Below are 15,183 nucleotides of genomic sequence, written 5' to 3'. Positions count from 1 at the left end.
GGACCCCGCTGGGGCGACCGGTCGCCGGGGCGGCGGATCGCACCGCGACCGCGCCCGTGCCCGTATCAGGATCAATCCTTGCGGCGGCCTTCGGTATGTTTGCGCAGTTTCGACGGCGGTGCCTTCTTGCGGCCCTTGTAGGGGTTGGCCGCGTTCTGGCCGCGCATCCACAGGCGGATCGGCGTGCCGGGCATGTCGAAATCGACCCGCAACCCGTTGACGAGATAGCGGTTATAGCTTTCCGGCACTTTGTCGGGATGGCTGCACATCACCACAAAGCCCGGCGGGCGCGTCTTGGCCTGCGTCATGTAGCGCAGCTTGATCCGCTTGCCCTGCGGCGCGGGGGGCGGATGCGCCTCCATCATGCCCGACAGCCAGCGGTTCAGCTGCGCGGTGGTCACGCGGCGGTTCCAGACCTCGTAGGCGCGCATGATCGCGGTATGCAGCCGGTCCAGCCCGCGGCCGGTCTTGGCCGATACGGTGATCAGCGGCGCGCCGCGCAGCTGCGGCAGGAGCCGTTCGAAGCTTTCCTTCAGCTCCTTGAGCTTTTCCTGCCGGTTCTCTTCGATATCCCATTTGTTCACCGCCACGACGACCGCGCGGCCCTCGCGTTCGGCAAGATCGGCGATGCGCAGATCCTGCTGCTCAAAGGGGATTTCCGCATCCAGCAGCACCACGACAACTTCGGCGAATTTCACCGCGCGCAAACCGTCCGAGACGCTCAGCTTTTCCAGCTTTTCCTGGATTTTGGCCTTCTTGCGCATGCCGGCGGTGTCGAAAATGCGCATCGGCACGACATCGCCTTCGGGTCCGACCCAATCCGTGGTCAGCGAGATCGCGTCGCGGGTGATGCCGGCCTCGGGACCGGTCAAAAGGCGGTCTTCCTTGAGGATCTGGTTGATCAGCGTGGATTTGCCCGCGTTGGGCCGCCCAACCACGGCCACCTGCAAAGGTTTCGCGCGGGTCGGCAGCGGCACCTCGTCGAGGCCCTCTTCGGCCTCTTCCTCGGTCAGGTCGACATCGACGGCGGGGGCTTCTTCCTCGGCCCGCTCGGCGAAACTGTCGGCCAGCGGCATCAGTTGCGTGTAGAGATCGGGCAGGCCCTCGCCGTGTTCGGCGGAAAGGCGCACGGGTTCGCCGAGGCCCAGCGAGTAGGCTTCGAGCGCGCCCGCCTCACCGGCGGAGCCTTCGGATTTGTTGGCCGCGAGGATGACATGCTTGGCGCGTTTGCGCAGGATGTCGGCAAAGACCAGATCGGTCGAGGTGACCCCGGTGCGCGCGTCGATCATGAACAGGCAGACATCGGCCATATCCACCGCGCGTTCGGTCAGGCGGCGCATCCGGCCCTGGAGGCTGTCGTCGGTCACATCCTCAAGGCCCGCCGTATCGATGACGGTAAAGCGCAGGTCCGCAAGGCGTGCGGCACCTTCGCGCAGGTCGCGCGTGACGCCGGGCTGGTCATCGACCAGCGCGAGCCGTTTGCCCACGAGGCGGTTGAACAGCGTGGATTTGCCGACATTGGGACGGCCCACGAGGGCGAGGGTGAAAGACATGGTGCTACGGCGCTCCGTCAGGCTGTGAACCTGCGCCATACCGCAAAGGCGGGCGCGGCGAAAGCCCCCGCGCGCAGGCGCGGCGCCAGCAGGCTCAGCGGTAGGCGGCGAGCAGCCCGTTGCTGGTCACGACATAGAGCGTGCGCCCTGCCACCACCGGTGCGGAGGTGGCGCCGCCGGGGATCTCGACCGTGGCGAGCAGAGAGCCATCGCGCGGATCGAAGCTGCGCAGCAGGCCGTCACCCGAGGCGATGATGATCCGCCCGCCGGCAAGGATGGGACCGTGGTGCGGGACGACCGCACTTTGCCGGCGCGGCTTGCGGGCGGTGAAATTCGGCAGCGGCACCCCCCAAATCTTGGCGCCGGTTTCGGCGTCGAGCCGCAGGAGTTCGTTCAGGTCGCTGATCGCGAAGACGCTGCCGCCCGCGGGCCAGACCGGTCCGATTGCCCCGTCGCGCGCCGACCAAAGGCGCATCCCCGATCCCAGCGAGAGGGCCGCGATCCGGCCCGACTGGTTGCCGACGAACACACGGTCGCCGGACACCACCGGTGCTGCCGTCACGTCGGAAACATTGCTGAGCGCGCGGCCCGGACGCTTGCCCAGAACGGAGGCATCCCAGCGGTTCAGCCCGCCGCGGCGGAAGACGGCCTGCACCTCGCCCGAGCCAAAGGCGAAGATCGCCAGATCCTCGGTCAGCGCGGGGGCCGGTGCGCCGAGGACGTTGTTTGTATCGCCCGTCGCGCCGATCTGCCACGCCACGCGCCCGTTGTCGCGCCGCACGGCCCAGCCGGTGTTGTCGCCCGCCGTGACATAGACCAGATCGCCGGAAACGGTGGGGGTGCCCGACCCGCTTGCGTCGAGTTGCTGGCGCCAGCGCAGCGCCCCGTTCGAGGCGTCGAGGGCCAGAAGCTCTCCGAACCCGATGGAAACATAGACATCGCCGCCCGCCACCACGAGGCCGCCGCCGCTGGCGTCGCCCGCGCTGTCACGCGCGGGGCGCAGATCGACCTGCCAGAGCGGTGCGCCGGAGGTGGAGGTCGCCGTCACGGTGGACTGCGCGTCGAGGGTGAAGACACGACCGTCCGCAACGACCGGATCGGCGGTGATGCGGTGCTTGCGGCTGTCGCCCTCGCCGATGCGCGCGGTCCAGGCCAGTTGCAACCCGCCGTCCAGGGCCGCGTGCGCCACGCGGGTCGCGGGGGTGCCGGTGGTATGTGTCCAGTTGGCGTTGACCTGCTGCGCGGGCAGCGAGATCGGCAAGGACCGGTTGCCGGTGAACTCCTCGGCTGCGCCTTCTTCGACACCGCCGGTGTCTTGCAGGACCGAGCGGACGTCTTCGCGTTTGCCGGGAAGGATCACGTCGGGTTCGGAGCAGGCCGCCAGAAACGCCAGCGCGCCGAGGCCCAGCATCCAGCGGCGCGGGCCTTCGGGGCGGAAGAAACTGTGCGATTTTGTCATGGCCTGATCACTCTGCTCTGCCGGTCGGGTCGGGGTCTGCGGCCCCGTCTGTCGCCCGAGCGTCTTGTGTCCTTAGTCGTTTGTCTCGCCCACGGGTGCCACGATGCCCCCATCTGGCGCTTGCGTGCCATCGAGGTCCGGTTCCGCACCTAGCGCCACAATCACCTGCAACGCGCGTTGTTGCAAGTCCGGTGTCACCTCGGCGTCCGTCAGCAGCGCCTGATAGCGCGCGACGGCATCCGCGATCTCGCCCTGTTCGATCGCGATGAGGGCCAGCTGTTCCTCGGCCAGCAGGCGCAGCGTGCCACCTGCGCCGGTCAGCGCCTCGAACCCCTGACGCCGTTCGGCGGCGGGCATGGTATCGACCGAGAGGGTCAGTGCCTTGAACTGCGCGATCTGGCGGTAGATCTGCGGCACCTCGCCGTTGAGCGCCACGGCATCCAGCGCGTCGATGGCTGCGGCGCGGTCGCCCGACGCCACCCGTTCGGAGGCGGTGAGCAGATCGAGCGTCGCGCGGGCGGTCGGGGTCTGCGGCGACAACGCCGCCAGCGCGTCGGCGCGCGCGGCGGGATCCTGCGCTTCCAGCGCTGCGGTGATGCTGTCGCCAAAGCTTTCGGCCTGCGCGCGGGCCTGCGCCTTGCGGTACTCGCTGTAGGCTGCGCCGCCGACGATCGCCAGCACGACCAGCACGGCAATCCAGCCGTAGCGTTTCAGCGTGCCCAACATCCGGTCGCGCCGCAGCTCGTCGTTGACTTCGTCGATAAATCCGTCGGTATCGCTCATCCGCTTGCGGCCCCTGCCCTTGTTTGCTTTTCGCCTCTTATCGAAGCACAGGTGCCAAGCCAAGACCCTGTGCGCCGCGCCCCGCCGCACAGAGGGCTTTGCCAAGGTAAAAAACTTGAATCTGAACTATGCAGTTTAGTTTTCTTGCAGTACATACTGCCCCAGATCGGCCCCCCGCGCGGGGACCGCAAAAGACGCTCCTGCACGCAAGCGAGGCCCGTAATGCGTATCTTTCCGATCATAGCCGCCGCCGCAATGGCTTTCCTGATGTATATGGTGATCATCGAACGGCAGGCACTGCTGGAATTTTTCGGGGTCGATCCGGCCCTCGCCGCGCAGCCCGAAGAAGAGATCCTCGCCGAGCAGGCGCCGCTTGCGGGTGCGGCGCCGCAGCTGGTCAAGGTGGTCGTCGCACGGTCCGAGGCGCAAGCGATCGACAGCGCGGTGGTCTTGCGCGGTGAAACAGCCGCCGCGCGGCAGGTGGACGTGCGCGCCGAAACCTCGGCGGTCGTGGTGTCCGAGCCGCTGCGCAAGGGGGCCCAGATCGACGCGGGTCAGGTAATGTGCCGGCTGGACGAAGGCACGCGGCAGGCCGCCTTGCGTCAGGCGCAGGCGCAGCTGACCGAAGCGCAGTCGCGCGTGCCCGAAGCGCAGGCGCGGGTCGAGCAGGCCAAGGCGCAGCTGGAGGAAGCGAAGATCAACCAGAATGCCTCGTCGCGGCTGAACGCCGACGGGTTCGCCTCGACCACGCGGCTGGCCGGTGCGGATGCCGCCGTGGCCACAGCCGAGGCCGCGGTGAGCAGCGCCAAGTCCGGCCTGAACGCCGCCCAGTCGGGGATCGAGGCCGCCGAGGCCGCCGTCGCCAGTGCCGAGGCGGAGCTGGAGCGTCTGGTCATCAAGGCGCCGTTCAGCGGCCTTCTGGAGAGCGATACCGCCGAGCTGGGCAGCCTGTTGCAGCCCGGTGCGCTCTGCGCGACGGTCATCCAGCTCGATCCGATGAAGCTGGTGGGGTTCGTCCCCGAGACCGAGGTCAACCGCGTCGAGGTCGGCGCGCGGGCCGGTGCGCGGCTGGCGGCGGGGGGCGACCGTGTGACCGGCAAGGTGACGTTCCTGTCACGCTCCGCCGATCCGCAGACGCGTACCTTCCGCGTGGAGATCGACGTGCCGAACACCGATCTGGCGATTCGCGACGGGCAGACCGCCGAAATCCTGATCGCTGCTGCGGGCAGCGACGCGCATCTGCTGCCGCAAAGCGCGCTGACGCTCAACGACGAGGGCACGCTGGGCGTGCGGACCATCGACGAAGCCAACATCGTGCAGTTCGTCCCGGTGCGGCTGATGCGTGACACGCCGGACGGATCATGGGTCAGCGGCCTGCCCGCCACGGCAGATGTGATCGTCGTCGGGCAGGAATACGTGATCGAGGGCGTCGAAGTGGCCCCGACCTATCGTGAGGTGACGCAATGACCGGCATGGTCGACTGGGCCGCCTCGCGCGCCCGGATGGTGCTGGCCTTCATCCTGCTGAGCCTCGTGGTGGGCGGGTATTCCTACACGACCCTGCCGAAAGAGGGCGAGCCGGACATCGAGATCCCGGCGCTCTTCGTGTCGGTTCCCTTCCCCGGCATTTCGGCTGCCGATTCCGAGACGCTGCTTCTGAAGCCGATGGAAACCGAGTTGAGCGATCTCGACGGTCTCAAGCAGATGACCGGCACCGCCGCCGAGGGCTATGCCGGTGTGGCGATGGAATTCGAATTCGGCTGGGACAAGACCAAGATCATCGCCGATGTGCGCGACGCGATGGGCACCGCGGAGTCGAAGTTCCCGGTGGGGTACGAGACCTATTCGATCAACGAGATCAACTTTTCCGAGTTTCCGATCATCATCGTCAACCTGACCGGCCCGGTGCCGGAACGGACGATGGCGCGCTACGCCAAGCAGTTGCAGGAAGACCTCGAAGGGCTGGACGCGGTGCTGGAGGCCGCCATCGCGGGCAGCCGCGACGAGATGCTCGAAGTGCTGATCGATCCGCTGAAGCTGGAAGCCTACAACGTCACCGCCACCGAGCTGATCAACGTGGTGCAGAACAACAACCAGCTGATCGCGGCGGGTGAGGTCGAAAGCGCCAGCGGCACGTTCGCGGTCAAGATCCCCTCCTCCTTCGACGAGCCGCGCGATGTCTACAACCTGCCGGTCAAGACCAACGGCGACCGCGTGGTCACGCTGGGCGATCTGGCCGAGATCAACTTTACCTTCGAGGACCGCACCGGAACCGCGCGGTTTGACGGCAATCCGACGGTGGCGTTGCAGGTGGTCAAGCGCAAGGGCTTCAACCTGATCGACACGTCGACGCTGGTCAAACAGGTGGTCGCGGAGCGCAGCGCGGACTGGCCCGAAGAGCTGAAGACCGCCGTCGAGGTGGGCACCTCCAACGACCAGAGCCGCGTTGTCGAAAGCATGGTATCGCAGCTTCTGGGGTCGGTGCTGACGGCGGTGGCGCTGGTGATGATCGTCGTGCTTGCCGCCCTAGGCATCCGTGCGGCGCTGCTGGTGGGTTTCGCGATCCCCACGTCGTTCCTGCTGTGCTTTGCCTTCCTCGCGCTGATGGGTATTTCGATTTCCAACATCGTGATGTTCGGCCTGATCCTTGCCGTGGGGATGCTGGTGGACGGGGCCATCGTGGTGGTCGAATACGCCGACGCGCGCCAGCAACAGGGCGAACGCCCGATGAAAGCCTATACCGAGGCGGCCAAGCGGATGTTCTGGCCGGTCGTATCCTCGACGGCGACGACGCTCTGCGCCTTCCTGCCGATGCTGTTCTGGCCCGGTGTTCCGGGCGAGTTCATGGGGATGCTGCCGGTGACGCTGATCTTCGTGCTGTCGGCCTCGCTGGTGGTGGCGCTGATCTACCTGCCGGTGATGGGCGGCGTGACCGGTCGGCTGGAGAACATGATTTCCTCGATGATGGAGCGGTTTGCCAACCTCAAATGGTATCTGCACCTGCCGCTTGCGATCCCCGGCATCGCGATCTGGGCGGGGCTGATCGGCGGTCTGTTCACGGTGCTGCTGTCGGTGCTGATCGGCGGCGCGCCGCCCGAAGCCGCGGATGCGGCGCAGGCGGTCGCGGCGCCTTCGGGGCCCCCGCCCTTCCCGTTCAGCTATATCGGAACGCTCTTCGCCGAGATGGACAGCACCAAGCTGATTGAATCGGTGGTGCCCACGTTTGCCAAGGTATTTGCCGTGCTGGCCGCCACCACGGCGGTGCTGGGTCTTCTGCTGACGCTGGCTGTGGTCTGCGCCATTGCCGCGCTGGCGCTGTTCACGCGGCTGGGCCGTTTCGGCCATTGGGTGCTGGCCAAGATTACCCCAAAGAGCCGACAGGGCGTCAAATCCGGCTACCGGCGCAACGCCTTCGGCTATCTGATCGAGGCGATCACCGGCAATCCGGTCATGCCGCTGGTAATGGCCGGAACGGTCTTCGTGTTCGTGGGCACGGTGCTGATCTATTTCGGCAACAATTCGAAAGGTGTGGAATTCTTCGTCGAATCCGAACCCGAACAGGCCATCGTCTATGTTCTGGCGCGGGGCAACCTGTCGCTTGAGGAAAAGGACGCGCTGCTGCGCGAGGCCGAGGACATCGTGCTGACGCATCCCGGGATCGCCACCGCCTTTGCCTTTGCCGGTGAGGGAGGGCTGGACAGCAACACCGGCGGCAGCCAGGCGCCCAAGGATCTGATCGGTCAGGTCCAGTTCGAGACGATCCCGTGGGAGGACCGCGCCGACCGGCCCGATCTGGACGGCGACATCGTGATCGCGGAGCTGACAGAGCAGCTCTCGGCGCTGCCCGGCATCCAGATCGAGGTGCTGCCGCTGGACCGCGGTCCGGCATCGGGAAAACCGGTGCATCTGCGCTTTACCGGATCGAATTTCGACGATCTGATCGCCGCCACCGGCATGGCCCGCGCGCATTACGAGACCGTGCCGGGCCTGACGCTGATCGAGGATACCCGCCCGCTGCCCGGCATCGACTGGCAGATCAACGTGGACGTCGAGAAAGCGGGGCGCTTCGGGGCCGATGTGGTCGCCGTGGGCGCGATGGTGCAACTGGTCACGCGCGGCATCCTGCTCGACACCATGCGCGTGGACAGTTCGGACGAGGAAATCGAGATCCGCGTGCGCCTGCCCGAACAGGACCGCGTCCTCTCCACCCTCGATACGCTGAAGGTGCGTACGCGCGACGGGCTGGTGCCGCTGTCAAATTTCATCACCCGCGAACCGGTCCCGAAACTGGCCGAGATCAACCGCATCGACCAGAAACGCTACATGGATGTGAAGGCGGATGTGACGCCGGGTCTTGTGAAGATGGTCAACGTGACCGCCCCCGGTGCCCCCCCGTCCGAGACCAGAACACTGGCGACCCTGCGGCCTGCCGGACAGGACGCGGATTTCACCGATCTCGAAGGCGGGCGTTTCAAGATCACGGACCGTACCGATGCCGCCGACGGGATAGACCTGCAGGACGCCTATGACGCGCAGGAGGTGCGGCTGGTGCCGGTGAACGCCAACGAGCGGATCGCGGAGATCACCAAATGGCTCGATACCGCCGACCTGCCCGAGGGGATAAGCTTTGAATGGACCGGCGATCAGGAGGACCAGGCCGAGAGCCAGGCGTTCCTGAGTTCCGCCTTCACCGCGGCACTGGGGCTGATGTTCATCATCCTGCTGGCGCAATTCAACAGCTTCTACAACGCGGTGCTGGTTCTGCTGGCAGTGGTGCTGTCGACCACGGGTGTGCTGATCGGGATGCTGGTGATGGACCAGACGTTCTCGATCATCATGACGGGCACGGGGATCGTGGCGCTGGCGGGCATCGTGGTGAACAACAATATCATCCTCATCGATACCTATCAGGAGTTCAGCCAGTACATGCCGCGGATCGAGGCGATCATCCGCACCGCGCAGGCGCGGATCCGTCCGGTTCTGCTGACCACGATCACCACGATGGCGGGGCTTGCGCCGATGATGTTCGGTCTGTCGCTGGATTTCGCCGAAGGCGGCTACAGCATCGACAGCCCGACGGCGCTGTGGTGGAAACAGCTGGCGACGGCGGTGGTTTTCGGACTGGGGATCGCGACGGTTCTGACGCTGATGGTCACACCCTCGATGCTGGCGATCCGGGTCTGGGCCACGACCTACGTGCGCTGGATCGCGCGGCTGCTGGCGCGCATGTCCATGGGCCGCGCCAGCAAGGCCGCCCGCGACTGGGCCCTGCAACGCGAGGCACGCCGGATGGCACCGCAAGAGCTGATCTGGGACGAGGACGCTCTGGACGCGTCAGGCCCCGCGCCGGGGCTGAAACCGGCGGAATAACGCGCCTCATGGCACGGTGACAGGCTTGCGCCGCGCCTTCGGGCGCGGCGCGACAGTTTCAGAGCGTTAGAGAAGGCAGATCGCCAAAGCATCCTGCGCATGCCACCGCGACCGCCCGCGCCTTGGCCAGGGGATGATCCCCGCCGCTTCGACCGGATGCCAGAATGTCGTCGGGGCCGCTGCGCGGCCCCGTCCAGGGGATCACGCTTGGTCTGCGGATGTCGGATCGCCTGCCGCGCGCGCGGCCGCATCCAGCCCCCGCCACCACTCCGCGTAGCCTGAATTCGCAGGGTGTTTGCCGCCCTCGTCCGGGGCACCATCGTCCCACCAGACAGGTCCGCGTTCGCCCAGCTTGCGCTTGGCCGCATCGACGGCGTCACGCGCAGACCGTTCGGCCTGCGCATCGCCCGCCTGTGCCACGGCCCTGCGGGCCTGCATCAGCGCCTTGACCGCCGCGCGCCGGGTGCTGTCATCCAGGCCCGGATCGGTGCAGCGCCACAGCCGCCCCTTGGAGACGAAATAGCGGCCGTCGGGTGTCGTCGGATAGGCCTTGCGGGCCATTATTCCGACTGCTGGCGATGCCACAGCTGCGCGTAGCGGCCGTTCGCCGCCAGCAGCGCATCATGGGTGCCCTGTTCGACGACTTCGCCCTTCTCGAGCACGACAATCGTGTCGGCCTCGGCCACGGTGGACAGGCGGTGCGCGATGGTCAGCACGGTGCGTCCCTGCCCCGCGCGGCGCAGCGCGTCCTGGATCTCGTGCTCGGTTTCGCTGTCGAGCGCGCTGGTCGCCTCGTCCAGCAGCAGGATCGGCGGGTCCTTGAGCAGCGTGCGGGCGATGCCCACGCGCTGCTTCTCGCCGCCCGAGAGCTTCAGGCCCCGTTCGCCCACGGTCGTCTCGTAACCGTCGGGCAAGGCGACGATGAAATCGTGGATCTGCGCGGCCCGCGCGGCGGCTTCCACGTCCTGCCGGGTGGCGTTGTCGCGCCCGTAGGCGATGTTGTAGCCGATGGTGTCGTTGAACAGCACCGTGTCCTGCGGCACGACGCCGATGTTGCGGTGCAGGCTGTCCTGGGTCACGTCGCGCACGTCCTGACCGTCGATCTTCAGACTGCCTGACTGCACGTCGTAAAACCGAAACAGCAGCCGCCCGATGGTCGATTTGCCCGACCCGGTGGAGCCTACGATCGCCACGGTCTGGCCGGGTTCGGCGACGAGGCTCACCCCTTTGAGGATCTCGCGGTCGGGGTTGTAGCCGAAATGCACATTCTCGAGCGCCACGCGCCCGCCCTCGACCTTGAGGGCGTGGGCCTGCGGCTTGTCCGTGATCTCGGCGGGTTGTTCGAGCAGATTGAACATCTCGCCCATGTCCACCAGCGCCTGCCGGATTTCGCGGTAAACCGTCCCGAGGAAATTCAGCGGCACGGTGATCTGGATCATATAGGCGTTTACCATGACGAAATCGCCCACGGTCAGATCGCCGTTCTGCACCCCGATTGCCGCCATCACCATCACTGCAACCAGACCCGCCGTGATGATCAGCGACTGGCCGAAGTTCAGAAACGCCAGCGAGTAGTTGGTCTTGATCGCCGCTTCCTCGTAGCCCGCCATGGCGCGGTCATAGCGCTCGGCCTCGCGGGTTTCGGCACCGAAGTATTTCACGGTCTCGTAATTGAGCAGGCTGTCGATGGCCTTCTGGTTGGCATCGGTGTCCTGATCGTTCATCTGGCGGCGCAGCTTCACGCGCCATTCGCTGACGGCGAAGGTGAACCAGATGTAGAGGCCGATGGTGACGGCCACGACCAGAAGGTAGGTCCAGTCAAAGAGGATCGTCAGGATCACCCCGATCATCAGCAATTCGAGGATCAGCGGGCCGATGTTGAACAACAAGAACCGCAGCAGGAACTCGACCCCCTTCACCCCGCGTTCGATGATCCGGCTGAGGCCCCCTGTCTTGCGCGTGATATGATAGCGCATCGACAGGCGGTGGATGTGGGTAAAGGTCTCGAGCGCAAGGGTGCGCAGCGCGCGCTGGCCCACGCGGGCAAAGATCGCGTCGCGCAATTGCTGGAAGCCCACGTTCATCAACCGCGCCAGACCGTAGGCCACGGTCAGACCGATGGCCCCGAGCGCGATCATCGGGACGCCCTCGCCCGCCAGCGCGTCGGTGGCGTCGCGGTAGAAGATCGGCGTGACGACCGAGACGAGTTTCGAGACGAAGAGCGCAACCATGGCCCAGACCACTCGGCGGCGGATCCAAGGTTTGTCCGCAGGCCACAGGTAGGGCGCGACCTTGCGCAGCACGCGCATGGCCGATTGCCGTTCGGCGGCGACTGCCGCCGCCTCGTCCGTCTGTGCGCTCTGCGCACCCGGCACGTTGGTATTGTCCTTCTGGGAAGGGTCCTGCCCTGCGGCGGTATCGGTGGCCATGCTCAATCCTGTCTGCTCTCGGCCTGTACATAGTCCGCCGTCGCGCCGACCGCCACCCGCAGCCGCGCATTCGCGCGGCGATCGCTAGTCGGGCAGATCGAAGACCTGACCGGGATAGATCAGATCGGGGTCACGGATGCTGTCGGCATTCGCCTCGAACACCCGCACATAGAGCAGACCGTCCCCGTAGCGGTCACGCGCAATCGCCCAGAGCGTCGCGCCCTTTTGCACGGTCACCGCCGAGACCGGCCCGCCGGTGGCCTGGGTCGCCGCCTCGAGCACGGCGGAGGATTCGCGTTTGAACGGGGTCTCCACGCGGCTGCTGACGTCGCCTTCGGCGTTCACCTCGTCCACCCGCAGGGTATAGACGCCTTCGTCCACGTCCGGCAGATCACCGCGCCAGCGGCCATCGGCCCCGACCGGCAGGCTGATCACCGCGCGGTTGTCGAGGTATATCCGCACCTTGTCGGCTTCGGCCTGCGCGCGTCCCGAAAGTTGCACATCGCCGATCGCGCTGTAGCCGATGGTATCAAGCGCCACGCGGTCCATCACATCGGGTTGCGCGGGCTGCAGCAGTGCGACACCGGCGGCATCCGATTTCAGCACTGCGACCGGTGCCGGCGCGGGCGGATCCGCGGGCGCGGGTTGCGCGCTTGCGACGGTATCACCGGCGGGCTCTGCCGTCGTGTCGGCGGCCCCGGTTTCACCGGCCTTGCGCTGCGCGTCCTCCTGCCCTGCGGTGCCCTGCTGCGCTTCGGAAGGTTGCGCAGGGCTGCTGGCCTCGGTCAGGGGTTCGGACAGGGCCGCGATCTCGGTGGTTTCCGCCACCGGATCCGGTGCATCCGTATCGGCCTGCGGTGCGGAGGGAGCGAGGATGATCTGCTCTTCGGAGGCGACCGCCGTGCCCGACAATTCCGCATCGAGCGTCACGACCTGCGGCACCGGTTGCCCCGGCAGGGTTGCAAAGGCTGCGAAGCCGCCGCTGCTGTCTGCCTCGGCGGTGGCGATCTCACGACCGTCGACCAGAATGCGCACGCGGCTGAAGGGCACGGCGCGTCCCGCGATAACGGTCGATCCGTCGGGTTCGCGGCGCAATTCGTCAAACGATGGAGCCTGCGGCATGACCGCCGGTGGCTCTGCCGCGGCCTGTGGTGTGTCGGTCGGGTCTTGCGCTGATGGGCTGTCGGCAACCGCTTGGTCCGTGTCTGTCGCGGTGGTGGCGGCAGTGTCTTTGTCACCGTCGCGCTCGGCCTGTGGCGCGGGTGCGAGCGCCGTTTCCGTCGCGTCCCCGGAGGCGGGCGCCTGCGGTGTTTCCGCGATCTCGGGCGCATCCGGTGACGGATCTGCGCCGAAGGCGATATAGGCGCCGACGACCAATGCGACGACGACAAGTCCCGCAGCGACCCCTGCGCCCGCGTTTCCGCCCAGTCCGCCCGCGTCTTTGCCCATAGCCTTCCATCCCGTACCATGCGCGATCGCGCGTTGAGCCTTTGTAGCGGAGAGGCTATCACGGGTCAAAGCTATCACGCCTCTGGTCCCGCATCGGTGGCTGTCTTGGCGATTTCAGTGAAAAGGTGTCACATGTTTGCAAAATCCATTTGCGTTTTCTGCGGCTCGCGCATGGGCGATGTGCCTGCGTTCGAGCGTGACGCGCAGGCGCTGGGGGACGCGATTGCCGCGCAGAACTGGCGGCTGGTGTACGGGGCCGGTGATGTCGGGCTGATGGGCACCGTGGCGCGGGCCGCGCAGCTGGCTGGCGGCGATACCTTCGGCGTGATCCCCCAGCATCTGGTGGATTGGGAAGTCGGCAAGACCGATCTGACCCGCTATATCGTGACGGAAACCATGCACGAGCGCAAAAAGGTGATGTTCATGAACTGCGATGCTGTCGTGGTGCTGCCCGGCGGTGCGGGTTCGCTCGACGAGGTGTTCGAGGTTCTGACATGGCGGCAGCTGCGCCTGCACGCAAAACCCATTGTCGTGGTCAATTCCGAAGGCTACTGGGATCCTCTGAAGACCTTGCTCGAACATGTCGTGACACGCGGGTTTGCGGATGCGAGCCTGCTGGATTTCATCCACTGGGTGCCCGACGCCGACGGGGCGATGGCGTTGTTGCGCGACACTCTGGACTAGAAACGCAAAACGCCCGGTCGAAACCGGGCGTCTTGGCTGAACCTTCCGGCGGCCTTCAGGCTGCTTCAAGCTCGGCGTGGACGATCTTTTCGATTTCCTCCACCGGGTGATTGGTCAGGGTCTTGGGAATTTCGCCCACGACCTTGTCGGTGACTTCCTGATGCAGCTCGTCGCGCAGCTCGCCCAATGTGCCGGGGTCGGCGACGAGGATGATCCGCTTGAATTCGCCTGCATGCGCTTTCTTGTAAAGGATATCCGCCAGATCGGCGGCGAAGCGGTCCTTGGCCAGCTGGTGCCAGTCCGTATCGTCCACGGCAGAGCGGTGCGTGCTGGGGCCGTCATTGAAACGCCCCGGACGGTTGGCCGCCTGTTCGCGGGTGGGCGGATTGTCCTGCTCTTCGGTCTTCACGACGTTGAGGAACGGGTTTTCCGCATCTGTCTGGTTTACGAGGAAAAGGGCCTTTTCGCCGTCGGCGACCAGAACCCATGTGTCTTTGGTCAGCGTGCTCATCCGTCTTCTCCGTGGTTGCGTTTGTCTTCACCGGTGACGCGGGTGGTGCCGTGGGGCTTTTCGACACCGCGCTTTTCTTCGTCCTGAGTTGCGACATCGCGCTGGATATCGCCCCCGGCGCGGCCCTGTTGGGAGATGTCGGCATCTTCATCGACGAACTTGTCGCTGTCGCGACTGCCGTCTTTCGATCTGTGACGCTCGGCCATGTGCTCTTCCTTTCGAATTGCTTTTCTTAGGGAACAAACGCATCGCCGCCGGTAGGGGTTCCAACGCAAACGCCCCGCAGGGTTGTCCTGCGGGGCGCTTTCTTCGACTGTTTCGGGGCTTTCGCCGCGCTTACATGCGCGAGGCGACGTTCTCCCAGTTCACAAGATTGTCGAGGAAGTTGGTCAGATAGTCGGGACGCGCGTTGCGGAAGTCGATGTAGTAGGAATGCTCCCACACGTCACAGCCCAGCAGCGCGGTCTGGCCGAAGCAGACGGGGTTCACACCGTTTTCGGTGCTGGTAACCTTGAGGCTGCCGTCGGTGTCCTTGACCAGCCATGCCCAGCCCGAACCGAACTGGCCGCCACCGGCCGCCTTGAAGGCGTCCTTGAACTTGTCGACCGACCCGAAGTTTTCGTTCAGCGCTTTTTCAAGCTCGCTGGGCATCGGGCATACGTCGGGGCACATCATTTCCCAGAACTGGTTGTGATTCCACAGCTGGCTGATGTTGTTGAAGATGCCGCTCTGGGCAACGGCGTTCGGATCGTATGTGCCCTTGATGATCTCTTCGAGGGATTTGCCCTCCCACTCGGTGCCCGCGACGGCCTTGTTGCCATTGGTGACATAGGCGTTGTGGTGCTTGTCGTGGTGGTATTCCAGAGTTTCGGCGCTCATGCCTTTGGGGGCAAGGGCGTCGTGTGCATAGGGAAGATCGGGAAGTTCGAAAGCCATTGCTGGGTCT

Annotated in this window: 12 protein-coding genes; 3 read left to right on the top strand and 9 right to left on the bottom strand. The window is 65.9% G+C overall.

The window, feature by feature from the left end; all coding sequences use genetic code 11:
- Nucleotides 1-71: 71 nt before the first annotated feature.
- The 3 genes from der to ABMC89_RS01925 form a co-directional block, all read right to left on the bottom strand.
- A complete protein-coding gene (der, locus tag ABMC89_RS01935; protein WP_349564638.1) occupies nt 72-1,553 on the bottom strand; it encodes a ribosome biogenesis GTPase Der in 1,482 nt (493 codons plus the stop codon).
- A gap of 94 nt (nt 1,554-1,647) precedes the next feature.
- Nucleotides 1,648-3,012 (bottom strand): PQQ-like beta-propeller repeat protein, encoded by a 1,365-nt coding sequence (locus ABMC89_RS01930; protein ID WP_349564636.1) that lies wholly within the window; start codon nt 3,010-3,012, stop codon nt 1,648-1,650.
- Nucleotides 3,013-3,084: 72 nt separating this feature from the next.
- Nucleotides 3,085-3,795: a tetratricopeptide repeat protein gene (locus tag ABMC89_RS01925; protein ID WP_349564634.1), complete on the bottom strand. Its 711-nt coding sequence runs from the start codon at nt 3,793-3,795 to the stop codon at nt 3,085-3,087.
- Between the two features lie 222 nt (nt 3,796-4,017).
- Between ABMC89_RS01925 and ABMC89_RS01920 the strand changes: the two genes are divergently transcribed.
- The gene (locus tag ABMC89_RS01920) at nt 4,018-5,262 is read left to right on the top strand and encodes an efflux RND transporter periplasmic adaptor subunit (protein ID WP_349564632.1); all 1,245 of its coding nucleotides are present in this window, start codon (nt 4,018-4,020) and stop codon (nt 5,260-5,262) included.
- Nucleotides 5,259-9,164, top strand: a complete 3,906-nt coding sequence (locus tag ABMC89_RS01915; protein ID WP_349564630.1) for an efflux RND transporter permease subunit — start codon at nt 5,259-5,261, stop codon at nt 9,162-9,164. The genes ABMC89_RS01920 and ABMC89_RS01915 overlap by 4 nt, the downstream gene beginning before the upstream one ends.
- A 201-nt stretch (nt 9,165-9,365) precedes the next feature.
- On the opposite strand, the gene ABMC89_RS01910 is transcribed toward ABMC89_RS01915, so the two are convergent.
- From ABMC89_RS01910 to ABMC89_RS01900, 3 genes are all read right to left on the bottom strand, one after another.
- Nucleotides 9,366-9,725, bottom strand: a complete 360-nt coding sequence (locus ABMC89_RS01910) for a hypothetical protein (protein WP_349564628.1) — start codon at nt 9,723-9,725, stop codon at nt 9,366-9,368.
- The gene (locus ABMC89_RS01905; protein WP_349568496.1) at nt 9,725-11,473 is read right to left on the bottom strand and encodes an ABCB family ABC transporter ATP-binding protein/permease; all 1,749 of its coding nucleotides are present in this window, start codon (nt 11,471-11,473) and stop codon (nt 9,725-9,727) included. Before ABMC89_RS01905 ends, ABMC89_RS01910 begins: the two co-directional genes overlap by 1 nt.
- A 204-nt stretch (nt 11,474-11,677) precedes the next feature.
- Nucleotides 11,678-13,042, bottom strand: coding sequence for a LysM peptidoglycan-binding domain-containing protein (locus ABMC89_RS01900; RefSeq protein ID WP_349564627.1), 1,365 nt, complete (start codon nt 13,040-13,042; stop codon nt 11,678-11,680).
- Nucleotides 13,043-13,174: 132 nt separating this feature from the next.
- On the opposite strand from ABMC89_RS01900, the gene ABMC89_RS01895 reads away from it, so the two are divergent.
- Nucleotides 13,175-13,726, top strand: coding sequence for an LOG family protein (locus ABMC89_RS01895; RefSeq protein ID WP_349564626.1), 552 nt, complete (start codon nt 13,175-13,177; stop codon nt 13,724-13,726).
- Nucleotides 13,727-13,781: 55 nt separating this feature from the next.
- Here ABMC89_RS01895 and ABMC89_RS01890 read toward each other — a convergent pair whose 3' ends face one another.
- The 3 genes from ABMC89_RS01890 to ABMC89_RS01880 form a co-directional block, all read right to left on the bottom strand.
- Nucleotides 13,782-14,237, bottom strand: a complete 456-nt coding sequence (locus tag ABMC89_RS01890; protein ID WP_349564624.1) for a host attachment family protein — start codon at nt 14,235-14,237, stop codon at nt 13,782-13,784.
- Nucleotides 14,234-14,443: a hypothetical protein gene (locus tag ABMC89_RS01885; protein WP_349564622.1), complete on the bottom strand. Its 210-nt coding sequence runs from the start codon at nt 14,441-14,443 to the stop codon at nt 14,234-14,236. Before ABMC89_RS01885 ends, ABMC89_RS01890 begins: the two co-directional genes overlap by 4 nt.
- Before the next feature lie 130 nt (nt 14,444-14,573).
- The gene (locus ABMC89_RS01880; protein ID WP_349564620.1) at nt 14,574-15,173 is read right to left on the bottom strand and encodes a superoxide dismutase; all 600 of its coding nucleotides are present in this window, start codon (nt 15,171-15,173) and stop codon (nt 14,574-14,576) included.
- Nucleotides 15,174-15,183 lie beyond the last annotated feature (10 nt).

The sequence above is a fragment of the Sulfitobacter sp. HNIBRBA3233 genome (assembly GCF_040149665.1).
Taxonomy (GTDB): domain Bacteria; phylum Pseudomonadota; class Alphaproteobacteria; order Rhodobacterales; family Rhodobacteraceae; genus Sulfitobacter; species Sulfitobacter marinivivus.
The sequence above is the reverse complement of the archived record's forward strand: the minus strand, read 5'-3'. Positions and strand labels throughout refer to the sequence as shown.